The organism is Streptomyces sp. NBC_01549, from assembly GCF_026339955.1.
In the GTDB taxonomy this organism is placed as follows: domain Bacteria; phylum Actinomycetota; class Actinomycetes; order Streptomycetales; family Streptomycetaceae; genus Streptomyces.
This window is the reverse complement of sequence record NZ_JAPEPW010000001.1, coordinates 6,295,140-6,318,540: the sequence shown is the minus strand read 5'-3', so window position 1 is coordinate 6,318,540 and position 23,401 is coordinate 6,295,140. Positions and strand designations below refer to the sequence as shown.

Here is a 23,401-nt window from a genome sequence, read left to right as displayed (position 1 = left end):
CGCGTGAGCCACACGCGCGTGCGGGACTGCGGCTCGTACCCCGGTCGGCGGGGGTACGGGCCGTATCCGCGGTTCGGACCGTAAGCGCGGGTCAGGTGGTGACCGGTTCGCGCCGGTCGGCTCCGTACGCCATCGCGTGCTGGACGACCTCGATGAGGACCTCCTTGGCCGACTCCCGGTCTCTCGCGTCGCACAGCACGACCGGAACGTCGTCGTCGAGGTCGAGCGCCTGACGGACGTCGTCGACCGGGTATCGGGCCGATCCCTCGAAGCAGTTGACGCCCATCACGAACGGTATGGAGCGCCGCTCGAAGTAGTCGACAGCCGCGAAACAGTCCTCCAGGCGGCGCGTGTCGGCGAGTACCACGGCGCCCAGGGAGCCGGAGGCGAGCTCGTCCCACAAGAACCAGAAGCGGTCCTGTCCGGGCGTCCCGAAGAGGTAGAGCACCAGGTCCTCGCGGAGCGTGATGCGGCCGAAGTCCATGGCGACCGTGGTGGTGTGCTTGCCCTCCACACCGCTGGTGTCGTCGACCGGGCGGCCCGCCTCGGTGAGCACTTCCTCGGTACGCAGCGGTTTGATCTCGCTGACCGCACCCACCAGAGTCGTCTTGCCCACCCCGAAGCCACCAGCCACCAGGATCTTGAGCGTGACGGGCTCGACCGGGGGCTTGCCGCGCTCAGAACGCCCGAAGATCATCGATCTCTTCTCCTGCTTGATGGGGGTCGTGCGACGGTGGGCCGTAGCCCCCGCCGCCGGGGGTTTCGATGACAAGTACGTCGCCGGGGCCGACGTCCGCCGTATCACTTGCGCCAAGTTCCGTGACCGTGCCGTCCGCGCGCTCCACCCGGTTGGCGCCGAGCGCTCCGGGCTCGCCGCCGGCCATGCCGTAGGGCGGGACCCTGCGGTGCTGGGACAGCGTGGAGACGGTCATGGGCTGGTGGAACCGGATACGGCGCACGGCCCCGTCCCCGCCGCTCCAGCGCCCCGCGCCACCGCTGCCCGGTCGGACCGCGAACTCGTCGAGCCGGACCGGCAGTCGCCACTCCAGGATCTCGGGGTCGGTGAGCCGCGAGTTGGTCATGTGGGTCTGCACGACGGAGGCGCCGGGGAAGCCGTCGCCGGCGCCGGACCCGGAGGCCACCGTCTCGTAGTACTGGTACCGCTCATTGCCGAAGGTGACGTTGTTCATCGTTCCGGATCCCTCGGCCTGCACACGCAGGGCTCCGTACAGCGCGCCGGTGATCGCCTGAGAGGTCTCCACATTGCCCGCGACCACGGCGGCCGGGGGCTCGGGAGCGAGCATCGAACCGCGCGGCACCACGATGTCCAGCGGGCGCAGACAGCCGTCGTTGAGCGGGATGTCGTCGGCGACCAGGGTGCGGAAGACGTACAGGACTGCGGCGTTGACCACCGCGAAAGGTGCGTTGAAGTTGGTGGTGAGCTGCGGGGAAGTGCCCGTGAAGTCGACGGTGGCGGAGCGTTTTTCGCGGTCTACGCAGACACGGACACGGATGACCGCCCCAGAGTCGGTCTCGTAGGCGAACTCACCGTCTTCCAGTGCGTCGATGACACGGCGTACGGCTTCCTCCGCGTTGTCCTGTACGTGCCGCATGTAGGCCTGGACGACGTCGAGGCCGAAGTTCTCGATCATGCGGGCGACTTCGTCGACGCCCTTCTGGTTGGCCGCGATCTGGGCACGCAGGTCGGCGAGGTTGGTCTTCGGATTGCGCGAGGGGTAGGGCGCCTCGGTGAGCAGGCGGAGCGTCTCGGCCTCGCGGAAGCGGCCGTTCTCGGCGAGCAGCCAGTTGTCGAAGAGGATGCCCTCTTCCTCGATGGTGCGGCTGTTCGCCGGCATGGAGCCCGGGGCGATGCCGCCGATCTCGGCGTGGTGACCGCGCGAGGCGACGTAGAACAGGATGCGCTCACCCTCCGTGTCGAAGACCGGGGTGATCACGGTGATGTCGGGGAGGTGGGTGCCGCCGTGGTACGGGTCGTTGACCGCGTACGTGTCACCCGGGCGCATGCTGTCGCCGCGTCGCCGGATGACCTCCTGCACGCTCGTGCCCATGGAGCCCAGGTGGACGGGGATATGAGGGGCGTTGGCGACAAGGCTCCCGTCGGGGTCGAAGAGCGCGCAGGAGAAGTCCAGACGCTCCTTGATGTTGACCGACTGGGCCGTCGACTCCAGACGGGCACCCATCTGTTCGGCGATGGACATGAAGAGGTTGTTGAAGACCTCGAGGAGAACCGGGTCCGCTTCTGTGCCGAGATCGGAACTCTGAGTAACCGCCACGCGTTCCATGACCAGATGCCCGTCGTCGGTCATCGCGGCCCGCCAGCCGTCGTCGACGACGGTCGTCGCGCTGGCCTCGGTGATGATCGCGGGACCGGTGACCGTTTCGGCGGGGGGCAGTTCCTCGCGCCGGTGCAGGGGTACGTCGCGCCAGGCGCCGCCCGTGTGGAGGCTGACCGTCTCCGTCGCGCCGCGAGCGGACGAAGAGGTGGTCAGGGCGGACAGATCGGGGGGTTCGGTGAGACCGGTGGCTTCTACGGAGAGGGCTTCCACGACGACCGGGCGGTCGAGGGTGAAGGAGTAGGTGGCGCGATGGCGTTCTTCGAAGGTGTGGGTCATGGTGTCGGGCTCGGTGAGTTCGACGGTGAGCACCGTGTCCGTTCCGTCGTAGCGGAGTTGGGCGCGGCGGGTGACGCGGATGCGGTCCTCGGGCACGTCCTCGGCGAGGAGTTCCCCTCGGGCGGCGCCCTCCAGGTCCTCGGCGGTCTTGAGGATGCCGGGCATGGCAGAGGCCTCAAGGGGTGCCTCCACGGACTGCTCGCGCATGGCCGTCGTGTCGGCGAGTCCGATGCCGAGGGCGGACAGGACGCCTGCCATGGGCGGGACGAGGACCGTGCGGATGCCGAGCGAGTCGGCGACCATGCACGCGTGCTGGCCGCCCGCGCCGCCGAAGGTGGTGAGCGCGTACCGGGTGACGTCGTGGCCCTTCTGGACCGAGATCCGCTTGACGGCGTTGGCGATGTTGGCCACGGCGATCTGCAGGTAACCCTCCGCGACCTGCTCCGGGGTACGGTCGTCGCCGGTCTTCTCACGGATCTCGCGCGCGAGGGCCGCGAATCGTTCACGGACGAGCGTGTCGTCGAGCGACTGGTCGCCGTCGGGGCCGAACACCCGGGGGAAGTGGGCGGGCTGGATGCGGCCGAGTGCGACGTTGGCGTCCGTGACGGTGAGCGGGCCGCCACCCCGGTAGCAGGCGGGGCCGGGATCGGCGCCGGCCGAGTCGGGGCCCACGCGGTAGCGGGAGCCGTCGAAGTGGAGCACCGAGCCGCCGCCCGCGGCGACGGTGTGGATGTCCAGCATGGGCGCCCGCAGCCGGACCCCCGCGATCCGGGTGGTGAAGACCCGCTCGTACTCGCCCGCGAAGTGCGAGACGTCCGTGGAGGTGCCGCCCATGTCGAAGCCGATGACGCGGTCGAAGCCGGCCAGCTGCGACATCCGGGCCATGCCGACGATGCCGCCGGCCGGGCCGGACAGGATGGCGTCCTTGCCGCGGAACTGACCCGCTTCGGCGAGGCCACCGTTGGACTGCATGAACATCAGGCGCACGCCCTGGAGTTCATCGGCGACCTGCTGGACGTAGCGGCGCAGCACGGGCGACAGGTAGGCGTCGACGACGGCGGTGTCACCGCGCGGGACGAATTTCATCAGCGGGCTGACCTCGCTCGAGAGCGAGATCTGCGGGAAGCCGGTGCGTGCCGCCAGCTCTCCGACGGCCTGTTCATGGGCGGGATGGAGATGACTGTGCATGCAGACGACGGCGACGGCCCGGATCCCGGAGTCGTACGCCTCCTGGAGGGGCCCGGCGAGGGTCTCCAGGTCGGGGGCGCGCACGACCGTGCCGTCGGCGGCGATCCGCTCGTCGACCTCGACCACGCGTTCGTACAGCAGCTCGGGGAGCTCGATCGCGCGGGCGAAGATGTGGGGGCGGTTCTGGTAGGCGATGCGCAGGGCGTCGCGGAAGCCACGGGTGACGACGAGAAGGGTGCGCTCTCCCTTGCGTTCCAGGAGGGCGTTGGTGGCGACGGTGGTTCCCATGCGGACGGCGTCGATCCGTGCGCCCTGGGCGTCCTCGCCGCTGCCGAGGAGTTCGCGGACGCCCGCAACCGCCGCGTCGGCGTACCTCGCCCGGTTCTCGGACAGCAGTTTGTGCATGAGCAGGCGGCCGTCCGGGCGCCGCGCGACGATGTCGGTGAAGGTGCCGCCTCGGTCGACCCAGAACTGCCAGCCTGTCACGTCTGTTCCCCGCTTCCGCCCAGCTCAGAGCGCCCGGAGGCCGCTGATCACGTCGCGCAGAATACTCTCGTCCGGCAGCTCGGCAGGGGGTACGGGACGTGTCACATGGACCATTTCCTCGGCCACGAGGTCCCCGATGAGGACCCGGACCACTCCGATGGGCAGGTCGAGCTCGGCGGCGAGCTCGGCGACCGACTGGGGGGTGTCACGGCAAAGTTCCACGATGTCCACGTGTTCCGGGGACAGCGAATGGTCGGCTTCGGGATCGTCCGCGTGAGGCTCTGTGACGACCACCGCGATCAGATCGAGGCGATGCTGGGCCGGACTGGTGGTGCGCCCGCGTGTCATGGCATAGGGACGGACCACCGGTCCGGCGTCGTCGTCGAACCAGTGGCGTTTTCCCCGACCGTCTCCGCTCATGCCATCCCACTACCCGCCCGCGGGCAGATCGGTGCGCGGAGCGGCGGCCAGATGTGCGCCGACCCGCTTGACCAGGAGCGTCATTTCGTAGGCGACCTGCCCGACGTCGGAGTCGGCGTCCGAGAGCACGGCGAGGCAGCTGCCGTCCCCGGCGGCGGTGACGAAGAGGAAGGCCTCCTCGAGCTCGACGACGGTCTGCCGGACACCGCCCGCCTCGAAGTGGCGGCCCACACCCTTGGCGAGGCTGTGGAAGCCGGAGGCGACGGCGGCCAAGTGCTCACTGTCCTCCCGGGTCAGATCCTTGGAGGCCCCGGTGGCAAGGCCGTCGCCGGAGAGCACGATCGCCTTGCGGATGCTGGCCACGCGGTCCACCAGGTCGTCGAGCAGCCAGTTCAGCTCTCCCGACGTCTTGCTGGTCGCGGTGGGCCCTGTGGCCTTCGGTGCGGTCATCGACCGTCCCCCTTTGTCGTTCCTGGTGCTGTGCCGCCCTGGGCCCCGTCGCCCGCGGCGTTCTTCTCGCGACCTCGCTGCCAGCCCCGCTGGAGCGAGGCCATCCGGCTGCGTACCTCGTCGGCGTCGCGATCGGCGAGATCCGCCCCCTTCGGGGTGCGGGCCTTGTCGCGCTCGGCGCGCCGTTCGGGTCCGTCCTTCAACTGCGGGGCCAGATTGGCTTGTCGGACGCGGCGGGGCAGCGGGCTCGCACCCGATTCTGCCCCCTGTGTCGCGGCGGCGGAGCCCCGGGTGGTCCCAGCCGTACCGGACGACGAGCCGGTGGGGCGCGTGCGCCGGGGGAGAGCGGGGGCCTCTCGGCGGCCGGGCGCGTCCGAGCGGGGACCGGCCGTCTCGGCGCGAAGGCCGGCGGTCTCCGCGCGTTCGCCGTTGCGGCGCCCCGAGGTCTCGGTGCGATCGGTACGCCGGGCGGCCGACGACTGTGCGCTCGCCCTCTCCGCCACACCTTGGCGTTCCACGCGTTCGAGGGCCGGTTCGAGGCTCTCCACCGGCTTCAGAGCCTCCGCGGGCTCCTCGCCCGCCTCTCCGCGCCTGGGCCTCGTCCGGGTCACGGGACGACCGTGCGAGCTGACCAGCTTGGGAGTTCTGCGGCGCGGCAGCGGGACCGGAGCCCCCGAGTGGTCGTCGTCGCCGGAGCGGGCCTTCTCGCCGCCGTCTGTGCGGGTCTGCTGGTGGGGCCGGTGCTGCTCGACCGGGACACCCGCGATGGAGCGGCGCGCCCGGAACAGACCGCCCTGCTCGGCGTCCTCGTCGTCGAGCGGGCCCGGGAAGCCGCCGAGGGCGTCCAGATCGACCGGTGCCTCCAGCTCGACCGGTCCGTCCAGGATCGAGGCGGGCAGGCCGGGGAGGCGCACCGCTGTCTCGGAGAGCGCCGCCTTGCGGTCCTCCTCGATCTTGCCCTCCTTCGAGGGCAGCGCGCGATCGAGACGGAAACCGATGCCGTTGGTGTCCGGGATGTCGTCCGTGAGCAGCGCGTCGGGGATGAAGACCACGGCGGTGGTGCCGCCGTACGGGGAGGGCTGGAGGGAGACACGGACGTTCTGCCGCTGGGCCAGGCGGCTGACCACGAAGAGACCGAGCCGGTCGGTGTCGGACAGCTCGAACTCGGGGGTCTCGGCGAGCCGCAGGTTGGCGTCGAGGAGCGCTTCGGCCGCCATGCCCAGACCGCGGTCGTGGATCTCCAGGGTGAAACCGTTGGCGACGCGTTCGCCGATGACCTGCACGGCCGTGTGTGGGGGCGAGAACACCGTGGCGTTCTCCAGGAGTTCGGCCACCAGGTGGGTGAGGTCGGCGACCGCGGGCCCGGTGACGGCGACGCGGGGCAGCCGGCGTACCTCGATGCGCTCGTAGTCCTCGACCTCGGCGACGGCGGCGCGGACGATGTCCATGAGCTGGACGGGCTTGCGCCACTGTCGGGACGGGGCCGCGCCGGACAGGATGACCAGGCCCTCGGCGTGCCGGCGCATGCGTGTGGTCAGGTGGTCGAGGCGGAACAGGTCGGCGAGTTCGTCGGTGTCCTCGGTCCTGCGTTCCATGGTGTCGAGGAGAGTGAGCTGCTTGTGCAGCAGGACCTGGCTGCGGCGGGCGAGGTTGACGAAGACCTCGGAGACGCCGTCCCGCAGTTCGGACTGTTTGACGGCGGCCTCGACGGCCGCGCGCTGCAGGGTGTTGAGGGCCTGGCCGACCTCGCCGATCTCGTTCTTGTCGTACTCCAGGCGGGGCACTTCGGTCTCGACGTCGACCTGTTCGCCCGCGGAGAGGCGGCGCATGACGCTGGGGAGTCGGACGCCTGACGCCTCGTGGGCGTCCAGGCGCAGCCGGCGCAGGTCGCGGATGAGGCCCCGGCCGATGCGTACGGACATGATGAGCGAGGCCAGCAGGGCGATGAGTCCGAGGACACCCGCGATGACGGCCTTGACGATGACGCCCGTGGCCACGGGGTGGACCCGGTCCTGGTAGCGGTCGCCCGCCTCGTCGTCGAGGTCGGCGAGTTCGTCGAGCACGTGTCCGGCCGCCCGGTCCCAGCTGCGTGCGGTGACACCGTGGGGGGATCCGGCCGGGAAGGTGACCACGGCCTGCTCCGCCATGCGCAGGGGAGCCGTGTCGGCGTTCGACCAGTAGCGCTCGAAGCGGCCGCGTTCCGAGGAGGGCAACAGCGGCAGGCTCATGTCGTACAGCAAGGTGCGCTGCGCGACGAGATCGGAGATGTCGCGGATCTCGTCGCGGGTGACGCGGCCCGCGACCAGCGCGGAACCGAGGAGGGCATCCTCACGGGAGAGCAGTTCGCGGGCGTTGGCGACGTTGACGAGGGCGCGGCCCTGCTGGTCCATCTCCACGTTGTCCACCACGTGGAGGTTGGCCATCAGCGTGTAACAGGGTTCGACCAGACGGTTGTAGAGGTCGAGGGCCTGGGCCCGGTTGACGGTGCCCTCCTCGACACTGCGGCGCAGCGAGTCGACGCCGTCGAGGGCGTCCAGGATGGAGGTGAGGCGCTGTGAGGTGCCCCCGTCCATCTCCTCCCGTACGTCTTCGTCCTTGGCGTTCTTGCGGACCTTCGCCACGACCCGGTCGGTCGCGGTGCGACTGCGCTTCAGGGCCGTCAGCGCGTCGGAAGCCCGGGGGTCGGCGAGATAGACGAGTGTCTGGCGACGTTCCTGCTGGAGAACGCCGACGGTGTCCTCGGTGGGGTAGCCGATCTTCTCGACGACGTCCGACACGTTGAACAGCTGGTTGGCCGCGCGGCCGGTGATTACCGTCGCGAAGGCCCAGATCCCCGTCAGGGAGAGGAGCGGCACGAGGAGCAGCGCCACGATCTTCCGGCGGATGGACTTCCCGCGAAAGCGCATGGCCTCCCCCAGCTCGACCCCCTCCGGCCCGGGGGTACACCTGTGCGTCAACAAACGGCGTGAGCCTACTACTGACTCACAGGTAACTCGAAGACCTGTCCGGGCGGCCGCCCGGCGTGAAGAGGATGGAAACCTGGCTCACGAGGGAACCGGGCATGGGCAGTTGTCCGTTCATTGGGGGAGATTGCCGCCCCGAATCCGGCATGGCGAGCCGGAGCTCATCTGACCGGTGAACTTGGTCAGTTGGCCGGAATTTTTCGCTTGTTGGGAATCTTCGGGGCACATCGTTCGTCCTTCTCTACGGGAAATGGGCGCGGAATCGGCCGCAGGGGCCGCATGCCGCGTCCAGGCGGCGTAAAACAGCGCAAGCCGGGCAGCCACTGGGGAGCAGGTGTCGCATGACACCCGTGCGAGGGTCTGCTGGGCGGTGGGGAGTGACAAGTTGATGGGCACGGCGGAGCGGGGCGGGGCGCCCGGGGCGGGTACTGCGGCGCCTGTGGCGGTGCGGTCGGCCACACAGGCACCGGAGCGCGACATTCCGGCGGACGGACGCGATCGGGCGAGCGAGCGGAGCACGGCCCGGGAGGAACGAGACCGGGAGGAACGAGACCGGGAGAACGCGCGGGCGGGCGCCAGGAACGGAAGCGAACGCATGAGCACCCGGGCCGTCGCCGAGGGCGGTCCCGAGCCGACGAGCGGGCGGGGCACGGCCCCGGGTGGGTATGAGCAGACGGGTAGGCAGGGCGTCGCCGTCGGTCAGCGGCGCGTCGGCGGGCGGACTCGGGCAGCCGTCGGGCCCACGGACGCGGGCGAAGAGCAGTCGCACTACCGCCCGTTGTGGGTCGAGGAGCCCGCGCGTCGGCGACGGCTGCCCGACCCGGTGCGTACGGCGGCCGTGCGTGCGGTGCTGATCATTGCGGTGACCCTGATCCAGGCCGTGATCGCCTTCCTGTCCACGCTGGCGGAGTCCTGGCTCGCCTTCCCGATGGTCCTGAGCAGCGTGGCCAGCACGGTGGTGGCCACCTGGGCAGCCCTCGACGTCTGGGTCACCCGTCAGGTATGGAATCAGCGCAACGGCGTGGTGTCCGAGCCGAGCAGCACCGCACGGGCCCTGCGGCGCGAGCGGCGCCGGGCCCGACGGCAGGCACGCACGGCGGAGCGCGCTCAGAAGCGAATACGGCGGCAGGGCGGTGCCGGGCAGTTGTCACACCCCTGAGCACGGCTCGCGGTTGAGTACGGCTCGCGACCGAGCACGGCTCGCGGGTGTCCCCGGCACGCCCGAGGGGCGGACCCGGCGGGCTCATTGAACCCCGTCCGCCGGTCCGCCCACGGGCCGTCAGCTCGCCCCGGCGCCCGCCGGCTCCACCGGGTTCTCGCCGCGTGCCAGTTCACGGCGTGCCTTCATGAACGGGCGGGGGCGGTCGATGGAGAGCACAGCTGTGGTGCGCCCGTCGCGCTCGTAGAGGGCGAGGAAGCCGCCTTCGGCCGGTGCGCCGTCGTCGAGCGCGCCCTCGGCGAGACGGACGGTGTCCGTCTCGTGCCGACGCCCTGCGAACTGGATCCGCGCACCGTACTGATCGGACCAGAAGTAGGGCAGGGACCGTGCGCTCTCGACGGTGCGTCCGGCGAGCAAGTTGTGCACCGCGACCCGGGGTTGTTCGGTGGCGGAGGTCCAGTGTTCGGCGCGGGCGCCTCCGACGCGGGCGACGTCGCCGACGGCGACCACCTGCGGCAGCGCGGTCACGCAACCGTCGTCGCACAGCACGCCGTCGTGCAGAGCGAGTGTCGAACCGGCCAGCCAGCCGGTGTTGGGGGTGGCGCCGATGCCCACGATCACGACATCGGCGAGCAGGACCCGGCCGTCGGAGAGCTCCACACCTGTGACGGTGCCGCTCCCCCGCAGAGCGGCGACACCGATGCCGGTCACGAGGCCGACGCCACCACGGCGGTGCAGGGCGGCGCACACGGCGGCCATCTCCGGGCCGAGTTGCGGGACGAGAGGCAGGGGTGCGGCCTCGACGACGGTGACGTCGTGGCCGAGTCCGGCGCAGGAGGACGCGGTCTCGGCGCCGATGAAGCCGCCACCGATGACGACGACACGGCGCGGCCCTCGGGAGATTTCCGCGCGCAGGGCGCGGGCGTCGTCGAGGGTGCGCAGGGTGTGTACGCCGAGGAGACCGTCCCCCGGGAGCCGGCGGGCCGAGGCGCCGGTCGCGATGACCACGCCGTCCGTGGAGACGGTGCGGCCGTCGTCGAGGAGGACAGTGCGCCCCCGGGCGTCGAGGCCGCGGGCGCGGGCGCCGAGCAGCCACTCGGCGTCGAGTTCGGCGCTCTCCTCGACGTCGATGAGGGCGAGTTGGGTCTCGTCGGCGCGGCCGGTGAGGAAGTCCTTGGAGAGGGGTGGGCGGTCGTAAGGGTGGTGGGGCTCGTCCCCGACGATCACCAGGCGGCCGTCGAACCCCTGGGCCCGGAGTTCCCGGGCGGCGTACAGCCCGGAGAGGGAGGCGCCGACGACGGTCACGGTCCTCATGAGGCGCGCTCTTCGGCGCACTCGGTCAGGGCGTTCATGCGGCGGTGCCCTCCTCCGCGGCCAGGTGGACGTGGATGACTCCGTCGTCGACGGTGACGCGGTGGGTGCGGACGGGACGACGTGCGGGGAGGCACGTCGGGCGGCCCGTGCGGAGATCGAATGAGGCGGCGTGCAGCGGGCATTCGATCAGACAGCCCTCCAGCCAGCCCTCCGAGAGGGAGGCGTCCTGGTGGGTGCATGTGTCGTCGATGGCGTACAACTCGCCGTCGGCGTTGAACACCGCGATGGGCGGCGTGGTGTCGACACGGACGGATTCGCCCGCGGGGAGGTCGTCGAGGCGGCAGACGGGAATCATGGGCCCCCCTCTCGGTCCTGGACTCTTCGTCCGGGACCTCCTGGTCCAGGTGGGTCCGGAGACCTTTCGGGTTCCGGACGCTTCGGTAACATGATGTTTCGCATGGCGCACGAGGGAGCGCTATGCGCAACAGAATCCGCGCGGGGGTCCCGTCACGTCAAGGGCTTCCCGCAGATGCGGCCCAAACCGGGCCGTCAGGTGGTGAGAGTTGAGCTATGACCCGCACGCAGAAGCAGGATGAGCACACCGAGGAGAGTTCCGAGAAGCAGAGCGGGAGAGGGGCCGGCAGCGCCGTCCAGTCGGTGGACCGCGCCGTGAGTGTGCTGGAGATCCTCGCCCGGCTCGGCGAGGCCGGGGTCACCGAGATCGCCGAGGAGCTGGACGTGCACAAGTCCACCGCCTTCCGCCTGCTCGGCGTCCTGGAGAACCGCGGTCTGGTGGCCCAGGCCAAGGACCGCGGGAAGTACTACCTGGGGGCCGCCGTACTGCGCCTGGCGGGGGCGGCGGCGGTGCGCCTCGACATCTCCCAGGAGGGCGTACCGGTCTGCCGCGAACTCGCCGACGAGCTGGGCGAGACCGTCAACATCGCGGTGCTCGACGACGACGCGGCGGTCAACATCATGCAGGCGCGCGGCACCGCGTCGGTCACCGCGCAGAACTGGCTGGGAAGGCGCACCCCGCTGCACGCGACCTCCAGCGGCAAGGTGCTGCTCGCACACATGCCGCCCACCCTGCGCGAAGGCCTGCTCGCGCGCACCCTGCCGCGCTTCACCGAGCGCACGATCACGGGTACGACCGTGCTGCGCGCCGAGTTGGAGGCCGTGATCGAGCAGGGCTACGGCGTCACCATCGAGGAGCTGGAGCTGGGGCTCGCCGCCGTGGCCGCGCCGATCCGTGCGCATGACGGCAAGGTGATCGGGGCGATCAGCGTGTCGGGGCCGGTGTACCGGCTGAACTCCGACCGGCTGCCGGAGCTGGCCAAGCGGACGGTGGCGGCCGGGGCCGACCTGTCGCGGCGTATGGGGTACGGCTTCTGAGAGCCCTCACGGGCGCGGGTCCGGACCGCCGGGGACATCGGTGGAGCCGCGGGCCGTATGTGGCCGGTCGCGCGGTTCCCCGCGCCTCCGACGGGGCGGGGCACGGGACTCTCCCGACCCCGCCCCTCTGTGTGTCCGGCACGTTTCGGGCGGCCCGTTCCTTTTGCCAAGGGTTAACCCCGACCCCTTGACGACCCCATGACGGCGTTCTCAATATGTTCCTCATCGCGCAACCCATCGCGCATTGCGCAACAGCAGAGGAGCTTGTCGTGCCACACGAGGTCCGTGCCGTAGTCGCCGTCAAGAAGGGCGCACCCGTCGAGGTGCAGACCATCGTCGTTCCCGACCCGGGCCCCGGTGAGGTGCTCGTCAACGTCCAGGCCTGCGGGGTCTGCCACACGGATCTGCACTACCGGCAGGGCGCGATCACCGACGACTTCCCCTTCCTCCTCGGCCACGAGGCGGCCGGCACGATCGAGGCGGTCGGCGACGGCGTCACCGACCTGGTCCCCGGCGACTACGTGGTCCTCGCCTGGCGGGCCCCCTGCGGAACCTGTCGCTCCTGTCGCCGTGGCCGCCCCTGGTACTGCTTCGACTCCCGTAACGCCACCCAGCCGATGACGCTGCTCGACGGCACGCCGCTCAGCAACGCGCTGGGCATCGGCGCCTTCGCCGAGAAGACCCTGGTCGCGGCGGGGCAGGCGGTGAAGATCGACCCGGCCGCCCGCCCCGAGGCCGCGGGCCTGATCGGCTGCGGGGTGATGGCCGGATACGGCGCCGCGGTCAACACCGGCAACGTCGGGCGCGGTGACACGGTCGCCGTCATCGGCTGCGGAGGCGTCGGCAACGCGGCGATCGCGGGTGCCTGTCTCAACGGCGCGATGAAGGTCATCGCCGTCGACATCGACGACAAGAAGCTCGACCAGGCCGAGAAGTTCGGCGCCACCCACACGGTGAACTCGCGCGGCACGGATCCCGTCGAGGCCGTGCGCGCGCTCACCGGCGGTTTCGGGGTCGACATCGCCATCGACGCGGTGGGCCGCCCGGAGACGTACAAGCAGGCCTTCTACATGCGTGACCACGCGGGTGTGCTCGTCCAGGTCGGCGTCCCGGACCCCGAGATGAAGATCGACCTCCCCCTGATCGACCTGTTCTCACGCGGCGGTGCGCTGAAGTCCTCCTGGTACGGCGACTGCCTGCCGAGCCGCGACTTCCCGTTCCTCATCGACCAGTACCTGTACGGGCTGCTCGACCTCAACGCCTTCGTCAGCGAGACCATCTCCCTCGACCAGGTCGAGGAGGCGTTCGCCAAGATGCACCGCGGTGAGGTACTGCGGTCGGTGGTGGTCCTGTGAGCCGAGCCGAGCCCCAGGGACACGGTCACCGACAGGACCACGCGGTACGGGTCCAACGCGTCGTCGCCCCGTCCGGCTTGCGGCCGGGGTGGGTGAAGGACCACAACTCGTTGTCGTCGGGGTGCAGGAGCACGGGCGCGCCGGTCAGCTTCCACGGCGGCCCCGGCACGACCGGCCGCTCGTACGCGGGCCGGCCCACCATCGAGGCCTCGCTCCGCAACCGGCTCCTCGCCCTCCCCGGCAACACGGTGGTCCGTTCCGGGCACGGCGAGGACACCACCATCGCCGCCGAGCGGCCCCACGTTCCCACCGCCTGATCCCCGACCCCTGAGCGCGTCCACTCCCCCGGCAAGGAGGGGCATGTCCAGCACGCCCGCAAACCATCCCCGTGTCGTCATCATCGGCGCCGGCATCGTCGGCTGCTCCCTCGCCGACGAGCTGACCGCCCGCGGCTGGACCGACGTCACCGTTCTCGAGCAGGGGCCGCTGCCCGCCCCGGGCGGCTCCACCTCGCACGCGCCGGGCCTGGTGTTCCAGACCAGCCCGTCCAAGACGCTCACTGCGTTCGCCCGGTACACCGTGGAGAAGTTCAACTCCCTCCAGGTCGATGGCGTCTCCTGCTTCAACCCGGTCGGCGGTCTCGAACTCGCGACCACGCCCGAGCGCCTCGCCGACCTGCACCGCAAGGCCGGCTACGCGGCCTCCTGGGGCGTACGCGGCGAGATCGTCAGTGCGGCCCGCTGCAAGGAACTGTGGCCGCTCATCGACCAGTCGGCCGTCCTCGGCGGCTTCCACACCCCCGACGACGGCCTGGCCCGCGCCGTACTCGCGGCCCGCGCCCAGATGGAACGCGCCACCGAGAAGGGGGCCCGCTTCCTTGACCGCCACACGGTCACCGGCATCGAACAGGAGGACGGCAAGGTCACCGCCGTGGTCACCGACCGCGGCACCTTCCCCGCCGACCACGTCGTCTCCGCTGCCGGTTTCTGGGGCCCGGTCATCGGCCGGATGGCCGGGGTCGACGTCCCCCTTCAGCCGCTCGCACACCAGTACGCGAAGACCAAGCAGCTCCCCGAACTGACCGAAGCCACCCCGGGCGCCGGCTCCGGAGCGACCGCCCACGCCTCGACCGACGCCTCGAAGCCCATCCTCCGCTTCCAGGACCGCGACCTCTACTTCCGCGAACACCACGACCGCATCGGCATCGGCAGCTACGCCCACAAGCCGCTCCCCGTGGACCCCTTCGGGATCCTCCCGTACGACGAGGCACGCGCCAACGACATGGAGATGCCGTCCTCGTACCCCTTCACCGAGGAGGACTGGGCCCCGAGCTGGGACGACTGCCGCTGGCTGATGCCCGCCCTGCGCGAGACGGAGATCGAGGAGGGCTTCAACGGCGTCTTCTCCTTCACCCCGGACGGCATGCCGGTGCTCGGGGAATCGCGCGAGCTGCGCGGTTTCTGGCTGGCCGAGGCCGTCTGGGTCACCCACTCCGCGGGGGTCGCGAAGGCGGTCGCCGAGTGGATGGTCGACGGGCGCGCCTCCATCGACCTGCACGAATGCGACCTCACGCGCTTCGAGGACGCGCAGCGCTCACCGTCGTACGTCCGCGAGCGCGGCTCACGGCAGTTCATCGAGGTGTACGACGTCCTGCACCCCCTCCAGCCGATGGACGACCCACGCCCCCTGCGCGTCAGCCCCTTCTACGCCCGGCAGCAGGAACTCGGCGCGTATTTCCTGGAGGGCGGCGGCTGGGAACGCCCGCACTGGTACGAGGCGAACGCCCCGCTCGTGGACGGCTTGCGACTCCCCGAACGCGACGCCTGGTCGGCCCGCTACTGGTCGCCCATCGCGGCCGCCGAGGCGAAGGCGACCCGCGAGAAGGTCGCCCTGTACGACATGACCCCGCTGCGCCGCCTCGAAGTCACCGGGCCCGGGGCCCTCGACTTCCTCCAGCGGATGACCACCAACAACCTCCGCAAGAAGCCGGGCGCCGTCACCTACACCCTGCTCCTGGACGAGACGGGCGGCGTGCGCTCCGACCTCACCGTCGCGCGCCTCGCCCCGGACCGCTTCCAGGTGGGCGCCAACTCCCCCACGGACCTGGACTGGCTGATCCGGCACGCACCGGGTGGGGGCACCTCCCGCTCGAGCGAAGCCGACACTGGGGGAGTACAGATCAGGGACATCACCTCCGGCACGTGCTGCGTCGGCGTGTGGGGTCCGCTCGCCCGCGAGCTCGTGCAACCGCTGACCCGCGACGACTTCTCACACGAGGGCTTCGGCTACTTCCGCGCGAAGGAGACCCATCTCGGGCACGTCCCGGTGACGGCGATGCGGCTGTCGTACGTCGGCGAGCTCGGCTGGGAGTTGTATACGTCCGCCGATCTGGGGCTCAGGCTCTGGGACACACTGTGGGACGCGGGCCAGGAGCACGGCGTGATCGCGGCAGGGCGCTCCGCCTTCAACAGTCTGCGGCTGGAGAAGGGCTATCGCGCCTGGGGCGTGGACATGACCGACGAGCACAACCCGTTCGAGGCGGGGGTCGGCTTCGCGGTCCGGATGGACAAGGACGGGTTCGTCGGCCAGGAGGCGCTGCGAGGCCTCGCCACCGAGGAACCCGCACGCAGGCTCACCCCGCTCCTCCTCGACGACCCGGTCACGGTCGTGCTCGGCAAGGAGCCCGTCTACATCGACGGCGCCCCGGCGGGTTACCTGACCAGCGCCTCGTACGGCTACACGCTGGGCCGCTGCGTCGCGTACGCCTGGCTGCCGGCGCTCCCGACCGGCACGGGCGTGCACATCGAGTACTTCGGCGAGAAGGTCCCCGCGACCGTCGCGGAAGAACCCCTCTTCGACCCGAAGATGAACCGAATCCGCCGCTGAAACCGATCAATAGACATGAGCCCGGCGAAATGGCATGAGGAGGCCCCTGTGTCCCCCACGTACGACGTGATCGTGATCGGTCTCGGCGGTATGGGCAGCGCCGCCGCCCACCATCTGTCCGCCCGCGGTGCCCGCGTGCTGGGCCTGGAGAAGTTCGGCCCGGTGCACAACCGCGGCTCCAGCCACGGCGGTTCCCGCATCACCCGCCAGTCCTACTTCGAGGACCCGGCGTACGTGCCGCTGCTGCTGCGCTCGTACGAGCTGTACGATGAGCTGGAGCGGGCGACCGGCCGGGAGATCGCCACCCTCTGCGGCGGCGTCATGGTCGGACGCCCCGACTCGCGGACGGTCTCCGGTTCGCTGCTCTCCGCCGAGCAGTGGAACCTGCCGCACGAGATGCTGGACGCCTCCGAGATCCGCCGCCGTTTCCCGACCCTGAGCCCGAAGGACGACGAGGTCGCGCTGTACGAGGCGCGCGCCGGGCTCGTGCGCCCCGAGAACACCGTCGCCGCGCACCTACAGCTCGCCACCCGGCAGGGCGCGGACCTGCACTTCGACGAACCGATGACCCGCTGGGAGCCGTACCGGGACGGAGTACGCGTCCACACGGCCGAGAACACCTACACGGCGGCCCAGCTGGTGATCTGCCCGGGCGCGTGGGCACCGCAGTTGCTCACCGATCTCGGGGTCCCGTTCACGATCGAGCGCCAGGTCATGTACTGGTTCCAGCCGAGGGGCGGGGTCCAGCCGTTCCTGCCGGAGAACCACCCGATCTACATCTGGGAGGACGCGGCCGGAGTCCAGGCGTACGGCTTCCCGTCGATCGACGGGCCGGAGCTGGGAGCCAAGGTCGCTTTCTTCCGTAAGGGGATCGTGACCACCCCGGAGGCCATCGACCGGACAGTCCACGAGAACGAGGTCCAGGCCATGGCGGATCACATGTCCCGGCACATCCCGGATCTGCCGGGCACCTTCCTCAAGGCTGCCACCTGTATGTACTCCAACACCCCCGACGAGCACTTCGTCATCGCCCGCCACCCCGCTCACCCGGAGTCCGTGACCGTGGCCTGCGGATTCTCCGGGCACGGCTTCAAGTTTGTGCCGGTCGTCGGCGAGATAGTCGCCGACCTCGCCCTGACCGGCACCACCGATCATCCGATCGGGCTGTTCGACCCCCACCGCCTCGCCGCCGCGCCCGCCTGAGGAGTCCGCACGTGACGACGACCCCCGTCTCCCCGTCCCCCCTCTCCCCCAGCCTGATCGCCACTCTCCCCGGGCACTACTACACCGACCCGGAGATCTTCCGGCAGGAGCAGGAGTCCCTGTTCGAATCGATGTGGTTCTGTGCGGTCCGCTCCGCGGATCTCGCCGGGCCCGGCGCCTTCCGCACCGTCCAGGTCGGCCGCGAGAGCGTACTGATCACCCGCTCGCGCACGGGTGAGCTGCGCGCCTTTCTGAACATCTGCCGCCACCGCGGGGCCCGGCTGTGCACCGAGGAGTCCGGCGAGGTCCGGCGCAATCTGCAGTGCCCCTATCACGCCTGGACCTACGACCTCGACGGCAAGTTGGTCGCCGCGCCCAACCTGATCAAGATGCCGGACGTCGACCGCGACGAGTACGGCCTGGTCAAGGTCGCGCTGCGGGAATGGCTCGGGTATGCCTGGGTGTGCCTGGCCGACGAGCCGCCCTCCTTCGAGAGGACGGTGATGGGCGCGGCCGTGGAGCGGCTGGGCGACGCGGCCGCCATCGAGCACTACGGCACCGAGAAGCTGGCCCTCGGCAAACGCATCACCTACGACGTGAAGGCGAACTGGAAGCTGATCGTCGAGAACTTCATGGAGTGCTACCACTGCGCGACGATCCACCCCGAACTCGTCGACGTCCTCCCGGAGTTCGCCGATGGCTACGCGGCGCAGTACTACGTGGGGCACGGCGCCGAGTTCGGCGAGGACATCCAGGGCTTCACGGTCGACGGCAGCGAGGGCTTCGGCCGGCTGCCCGACATAGCGGACGACCAGGACCGCCGCTACTACGCGATCACTGTGAAACCGACGGTCTTCATCAATCTGGTGCCCGACCATGTCATCCTGCACCGCATGTTCCCGCTCGCCGAGGACCGCACGGTCGTCGAGTGCGACTGGCTCTACGCGCCGGAGGTCGTGGAGTCGGGGGCGGACGTGTCCAAGTCCGTCGAGCTCTTCCACCGGGTCAACGAACAGGATTTTGAGGCCTGTGAACGTACGCAGCCGGCCATGGCCTCGCGGGCGTACCGGAAGGGTGGTGTCCTGGTGCCCACCGAGCACCACATCGGGATCTTCCACGAGTGGCTGATCCGGCAATTGGGAGGCCCCAGTGCCTGACCTGTTCATCGACGGTACGTGGCGGAGCGCTCTCGACGAGCGCACACGCGAGATCCGCTGCCCCGCCGACGGCTCCCTGGTGGGCGTCGTCGACGAGGCCGGCGGCAAGGACACCGTCGAGGCGATCGCCGCCGCGCGCCGCGCCTTCGACGAGGGGCCCTGGCCCACGACCCCGGCCGCGGACCGCGGTGACCTGCTGCTGCGCGTCGCCGACCTCCTCCTGCGCGACAAGGACGCGCTCGCCCGCGCCGAGTCGCTCGACACGGGCAAGCGGCTCGTCGAGAGCGAGTACGACATCGACGACATCGCGAACTGCTTCCGCTACTTCGGGCGGGCGGCCGCCGCCGAGACGGGCCGGGTCGTCGAGACCGGTACGGCGAGCGTCGACAGCCGGGTCGTGTACGAGCCGGTCGGGGTGTGCGCGCTGATCACGCCCTGGAACTATCCGCTCCTGCAGACGGCCTGGAAGGTCGCCCCGGCGCTCGCCGCGGGCAACACCTTCGTCCTCAAGCCGAGCGAGCTCACCCCGCACACGGCGATCCATCTGATGCGGCTGCTGGAGGAGGCCGGGCTGCCGCCAGGCGTGGCCAACCTCGTCCTCGGCGCGGGCCCCGAGGCAGGGGCTCCGCTCGGTGACCATCCGGACGTCGACCTCGTCTCCTTCACCGGCGGGCTGCAGACCGGGCGGCGACTGATGGCGGCCGCGGCCGGGACGGTGAAGAAGGTCGCCCTGGAGCTCGGCGGCAAGAACCCGAACATCGTCTTCGCCGACGCCGACTTCGAGACGGCCGTCGACATGGCGCTGACCGCGGTCTTCCTGCACTCGGGACAGGTCTGTTCGTCCGGGGCGCGGTTGCTGGTCGAGGACTCGCTGCACGACCGGTTCGTCGACGAACTCGTCCGCCGGGCCTCGGAGATCCGGCTCGGCGGCCCGTTCGACGAGCGGGCACAGAGCGGGCCGCTGGTCTCGGCGGCCCATCGCGCCAAGGTCGAGGCGTACGTCGCCAAAGGGCTGGCGGAAGGCGCGGTGCTGCGCTGCGGCGGCGCGCGGCCTTCCGGGCCCGAGTTCGAGGCGGGCTTCTACTATCCGCCGACCGTGCTGGACGAGTGCTCCTCCGACATGTCCGTGGTCCAGGACGAGTCCTTCGGGCCGGTGCTGACCGTGGAGCGCTTCAGCGATGAGGCGGAGGCCGTGCGGCTCGCCAACGACACGATCTACGGACTCGCGGGCGCCGTCTTCACCACCGACGAGGCCAAGGCCCAGCGCGTGGCGGCCCGGCTACGGCTCGGCACGGTCTGGATCAACGACTACCACCCCTACGTCCCTCAAGCGGAATGGGGCGGTTTCAAGCAGTCCGGCTTCGGGCGCGAGCTCGGACCCTCCGGCCTCGCCGAGTACCGCGAGGCGAAGCACATCTGGCGCAACACCAACCCGTCCCCACAGGGGTGGTTCGCGTAATCCCCCGATGATCCCCCGATGACCATCCGGTGATGTCCGGATGATCTGATCCGCTGATCCCTTGCTCCCCTGATTCCCCCACCCACCCGCACGAGCCGCGCCCCTCTCCCCCGATCCAGGAGGCCGCTCATGACCACCCATCCACCCAAGACCGAGCAGAACGACGACGCGGAACTCTCCGAGTTCGGCTACAAGCCCGAGCTCAAGCGCACCCTCGGCAACTTCCACACCTTCGCCGCCGGCATCAGCTATATCTCCATCCTCACCGGCACCTTCCAGCTCTTCTACTTCGGCTACGGCAGCGGTGGCCCCGCCTACTGGTGGTCCTGGCCGATGGTGTTCATCGGCCAGTTCATGGTCGCGCTCTGCTTCGCCGAGCTCGCCGCCCGCTACCCCGTGGCCGGCTCCGTCTACAACTGGTCTAAGAAGGTGGGCAATCCACACATAGGCTGGCTCGCGGGCTGGATGATGCTGCTCGCGTCGATCGTGTCGATCTCGGCCGTGGCACTCGCCTATCAGTTGACGCTTCCCCAGATCTCGTCCACCTTCCAGTTCGTGGGCGACGGCACGGGCAAGTACGACGTCGCCACCAACGCGGTTCTGCTGGCGGCCGTACTGATCCTGTTCACCACCCTGGTGAACGCCTTCGGCGTGAAGCTGATGGCGACCATCAACACGGCGGGCGTCTTCATCGAGCTGATCGCCACCGTCGTGCTGATCATCCTGTTCGCGGTGCACATCACGCGCGGCCCGCAGGTGGTCATGGACACCCAGGGCACCGGCCATGGACAATCGTTCGGCTACCTCGGCGCGTTCCTGGTGGCCTCGCTGGCGTCCGCGTACGTCATGTACGGATTCGACACGGCCTCGTCGCTCGGTGAGGAGTGCCTCGACCCGTCGCGCAACGCGCCGCGCGCCATCATCCGTGCCATCGTCGCCTCGTTCGTCCTCGGCGGGCTCGTGCTGCTGCTCGCGCTGATGAGCGTCTCCAGCCTCAAGGGCGACAAGCTCTCCACGGACGGTCTGCAGTACATCGTCCTGGACGTGCTCGGCCCGACGGCCGGCAAGGCGATGCTGTGGTGCGTGCTGATCGCGGTCACGGTGTGTGCCCTGGCCGTGCACACGGCGGCGATCCGGCTGGCCTTCGCGATGGCCCGCGACAACAACCTGCCCGCCTCCTCGAAGCTGGCCAAGGTCAACCAGCGCTTCCAGACACCGGTCCTGCCGACCGTGATCATCGGTGTGCTCGCACTGGCGATCCTGGTGGTCAACATCCGCCAGCCACAGATCTTCACCGTGGTCACCAGCATCGGCATCATCATGATCTACCTGGCGTATCTGCTGGTCACCGGTCCGATGCTGGTCGCGCGGCTGCGTGGCAAGTGGCAGCCCGCCGGCGACGGCAAGTTCTCGCTCGGGCGCTGGGGCCTGCTCGTCAACATCGTCGCCGTGGTGTGGGGTGCGGCCATGACGATCAACCTGATCTGGCCGCGCTCCGCGGTCTACAACGCGGCCGCGCCGTACCACTGGTACCTGCGCTGGGGTGCTGTCCTGTTCGTGGGCATCGTCGCGGGCGGCGGCTACGCCTACTACTGGTTCGTGCAACGGCACCGGACCGGGGTGCTCGCCGAGCACCAGTTCCAGGCCTCCGCGACGGAGTCCGTCGCGACTCCCGCGACTCCCGTGACCCCCGTGACCGACTGAAGGACCGTCACACGACCGACCGAAGACCAGAACAAGGAGGTCAACTCCCCCATGAACGTCGATGAGTTCGACTATGTCGTGGTCGGTGGCGGTACCGCGGGCAATGTGGTCGCGGCCCGGCTCTGTGAGGATCCGTCCGTCACCGTGTGCGTCCTCGAGGCGGGCCCCAGCGATGTCGGCGACGACGACATCCTGAAGCTGGAGCGCTGGATGGGGCTGCTGGAGTCCGGATACGACTGGGACTACCCGGTCGAACCGCAGGCCAGCGGCAACAGTTTCATGCGGCATGCCCGTGCCAAGGTGCTCGGCGGCTGCTCCTCGCACAACTCCTGTATCGCCTTCTGGGCACCCGCGGAAGACCTGGACGACTGGGCCGCCGCGGGCTGTACGGGGTGGAGCGCGGCCGAACTCTTCCCGCTCTACCAGCGGTTGGAGTCGAACGACGCTCCCGGCGACCACCACGGCCGCACCGGCCCGGTGAAACTGCGCACGCTCAAGGGCGCGGACCCCTGTGGCTCCGCCCTGCTGGAGGCATGTGCGCAGGCGGGCATTCCTACTACCGCCTTCAACACCGGCAAGACCGTGGTCCGTGGCGCCAACTGGTTCCAGATCAACTCCGACGAGAACAACATCCGGCAGTCCTCGTCGGTCGCGTATCTGCATCCGGTCATGGACAAGCGGCCGAACCTGGAAGTACGCACCGGGGTGCGGGCCAAGAAGCTCGTGCTCGACGGCCGCCGCTGTGTGGGCGCCGAGTATCTGGACCCGGGCCTGATCCACACCCGGACGGTGCGCGCACGCCGCGAGGTGATCGTGTCGTGCGGGTCCATCGACACGCCCAAGCTGCTGATGCTGTCGGGCATCGGGCCCGCCGCGCATCTGCGCGAGGTGGGCGTCGAGGTGGTGGTGGACTCGGCGGGTGTCGGCCAGAACCTCCAGGACCATCCCGAGGGCGTCATCATGTGGGAGGCCAAGCAGCCCATGGCCACCACCTCCAGCCAGTGGTGGGAGGCGGGCATCTTCTACGACACCGAACCGGGCCTGGACCGGCCCGACCTGATGTACCACTACGGTTCGGTGCCGTTCGACATGAACACGGCTCGGCACGGGTTCCCTACGTCCGAGAACGCGTTCTGCCTCACGCCGAACGTCACCCGCGCGAAGTCACGCGGCACGGTGCGGCTGCGCACCCGGGACTACCGGGACAAGCCGATGGTCGATCCGCGCTACTTCACGCACGAGCACGACGTGCGTGTGATGACGTACGGGCTGAAGCTGGCGCGGAAGATCGCGTCGCAGCCCGCGCTCAGTGGCTGGGCGGGTGCTGAGCTCGCCCCCGGTCCGGACGTACGGACCGACGACGAGCTGCTCGACTACATCCACAAGACCCACAACACCGTCTACCACCCGTCCTGCACCGTGAAGATGGGTGCGGACGACGACTCCTCGGCCCCGCTCGACGCGCGGCTGCGGGTCAAGGGGGTCGAGGGGCTGCGGGTCGCGGACGGCTCGGTGATGCCGGATCTCATCTCCGTCAACCCCTGCATCACGACGATGATGATCGGCGAGAAGTGCGCGGACCTGTTGAAGGAGGACCGGGCTTAGCCTTGATCCACCGGCCGGCGTCTTGTG

At 70.0% G+C, this 23,401-nt stretch carries 16 protein-coding genes and 2 pseudogenes; 10 read left to right on the top strand and 8 right to left on the bottom strand.

The annotated features are described in order from the left end of the window. Window positions 1–91: 91 nt before the first annotated feature. Genes OG819_RS28230 through OG819_RS28210 form a run of 5 tightly spaced genes read right to left on the bottom strand, consistent with a single transcriptional unit; the run spans window position 92 to window position 8,083 of the window. Window positions 92–697 (bottom strand): ATP/GTP-binding protein, encoded by a 606-nt coding sequence (locus OG819_RS28230; protein WP_266416634.1) that lies wholly within the window; start codon window positions 695–697, stop codon window positions 92–94. Next, window positions 678–4,307 carry a hydantoinase B/oxoprolinase family protein gene (locus OG819_RS28225; RefSeq protein ID WP_266651474.1) on the bottom strand — a complete coding sequence of 1,210 codons (3,630 nt, stop codon included), beginning with the start codon at window positions 4,305–4,307 and terminating at the stop codon, window positions 678–680. The genes OG819_RS28230 and OG819_RS28225 overlap by 20 nt, the downstream gene beginning before the upstream one ends. A 24-nt stretch (window positions 4,308–4,331) precedes the next feature. Beyond that, window positions 4,332–4,727, bottom strand: coding sequence for a DUF742 domain-containing protein (locus OG819_RS28220; protein ID WP_266416629.1), 396 nt, complete (start codon window positions 4,725–4,727; stop codon window positions 4,332–4,334). Window positions 4,728–4,736: 9 nt separating this feature from the next. Beyond that, window positions 4,737–5,177: a roadblock/LC7 domain-containing protein gene (locus tag OG819_RS28215; RefSeq protein WP_266416627.1), complete on the bottom strand. Its 441-nt coding sequence runs from the start codon at window positions 5,175–5,177 to the stop codon at window positions 4,737–4,739. Continuing rightward, window positions 5,174–8,083, bottom strand: a complete 2,910-nt coding sequence (locus OG819_RS28210; RefSeq protein ID WP_266651473.1) for a nitrate- and nitrite sensing domain-containing protein — start codon at window positions 8,081–8,083, stop codon at window positions 5,174–5,176. Before OG819_RS28210 ends, OG819_RS28215 begins: the two co-directional genes overlap by 4 nt. Window positions 8,084–8,735: 652 nt before the next feature. On the opposite strand from OG819_RS28210, the gene OG819_RS28205 reads away from it, so the two are divergent. Beyond that, entirely contained in the window at window positions 8,736–9,299 is a 564-nt protein-coding gene (locus OG819_RS28205) for a hypothetical protein (RefSeq protein WP_266651472.1), read from the top strand. Window positions 9,300–9,419: 120 nt separating this feature from the next. On the opposite strand, the gene OG819_RS28200 is transcribed toward OG819_RS28205, so the two are convergent. Both OG819_RS28200 and OG819_RS28195 read right to left on the bottom strand, forming a co-directional pair. Continuing rightward, window positions 9,420–10,613: an FAD-dependent oxidoreductase gene (locus tag OG819_RS28200; RefSeq protein WP_266651471.1), complete on the bottom strand. Its 1,194-nt coding sequence runs from the start codon at window positions 10,611–10,613 to the stop codon at window positions 9,420–9,422. Between the two features lie 34 nt (window positions 10,614–10,647). Then, window positions 10,648–10,968, bottom strand: a complete 321-nt coding sequence (locus OG819_RS28195; protein WP_266416618.1) for a bifunctional 3-phenylpropionate/cinnamic acid dioxygenase ferredoxin subunit — start codon at window positions 10,966–10,968, stop codon at window positions 10,648–10,650. Between the two features lie 215 nt (window positions 10,969–11,183). Between OG819_RS28195 and OG819_RS28190 the strand changes: the two genes are divergently transcribed. Beyond that, window positions 11,184–12,005 (top strand): IclR family transcriptional regulator, encoded by an 822-nt coding sequence (locus OG819_RS28190; protein WP_266622991.1) that lies wholly within the window; start codon window positions 11,184–11,186, stop codon window positions 12,003–12,005. Between the two features lie 269 nt (window positions 12,006–12,274). Then, window positions 12,275–13,360: an S-(hydroxymethyl)mycothiol dehydrogenase gene (locus OG819_RS28185; protein WP_266580959.1), complete on the top strand. Its 1,086-nt coding sequence runs from the start codon at window positions 12,275–12,277 to the stop codon at window positions 13,358–13,360. 67 nt (window positions 13,361–13,427) lie between these two features. Here OG819_RS28185 and OG819_RS28180 read toward each other — a convergent pair. After that, window positions 13,428–13,505, bottom strand: a pseudogene (locus tag OG819_RS28180) (MBL fold metallo-hydrolase); the annotation flags it as partial. A 4-nt stretch (window positions 13,506–13,509) separates the two neighbouring features. Between OG819_RS28180 and OG819_RS28175 the strand changes: the two are divergent. From OG819_RS28175 to OG819_RS28145, 7 genes and pseudogenes are all read left to right on the top strand, one after another. After that, window positions 13,510–13,677 (top strand): annotated as a pseudogene (locus tag OG819_RS28175) (MBL fold metallo-hydrolase); the annotation flags it as partial. 43 nt (window positions 13,678–13,720) lie between these two features. Beyond that, window positions 13,721–16,246, top strand: a complete 2,526-nt coding sequence (locus OG819_RS28170) for an FAD-dependent oxidoreductase (RefSeq protein ID WP_266651470.1) — start codon at window positions 13,721–13,723, stop codon at window positions 16,244–16,246. A 48-nt stretch (window positions 16,247–16,294) separates the two neighbouring features. Continuing rightward, window positions 16,295–17,449 (top strand): N-methyl-L-tryptophan oxidase, encoded by a 1,155-nt coding sequence (solA, locus tag OG819_RS28165; protein WP_266651469.1) that lies wholly within the window; start codon window positions 16,295–16,297, stop codon window positions 17,447–17,449. 11 nt (window positions 17,450–17,460) lie between these two features. Further along, window positions 17,461–18,606 (top strand): aromatic ring-hydroxylating dioxygenase subunit alpha, encoded by a 1,146-nt coding sequence (locus OG819_RS28160; RefSeq protein WP_266651468.1) that lies wholly within the window; start codon window positions 17,461–17,463, stop codon window positions 18,604–18,606. Next, window positions 18,599–20,065 carry an aldehyde dehydrogenase family protein gene (locus OG819_RS28155; RefSeq protein ID WP_266651467.1) on the top strand — a complete coding sequence of 489 codons (1,467 nt, stop codon included), beginning with the start codon at window positions 18,599–18,601 and terminating at the stop codon, window positions 20,063–20,065. Before OG819_RS28160 ends, OG819_RS28155 begins: the two co-directional genes overlap by 8 nt. Window positions 20,066–20,194: 129 nt before the next feature. Next, window positions 20,195–21,769, top strand: a complete 1,575-nt coding sequence (locus OG819_RS28150; RefSeq protein WP_266416583.1) for an APC family permease — start codon at window positions 20,195–20,197, stop codon at window positions 21,767–21,769. Window positions 21,770–21,820: 51 nt separating this feature from the next. Further along, window positions 21,821–23,374 (top strand): GMC family oxidoreductase N-terminal domain-containing protein, encoded by a 1,554-nt coding sequence (locus OG819_RS28145; RefSeq protein ID WP_266651466.1) that lies wholly within the window; start codon window positions 21,821–21,823, stop codon window positions 23,372–23,374. Window positions 23,375–23,401: the final 27 nt, after the last annotated feature.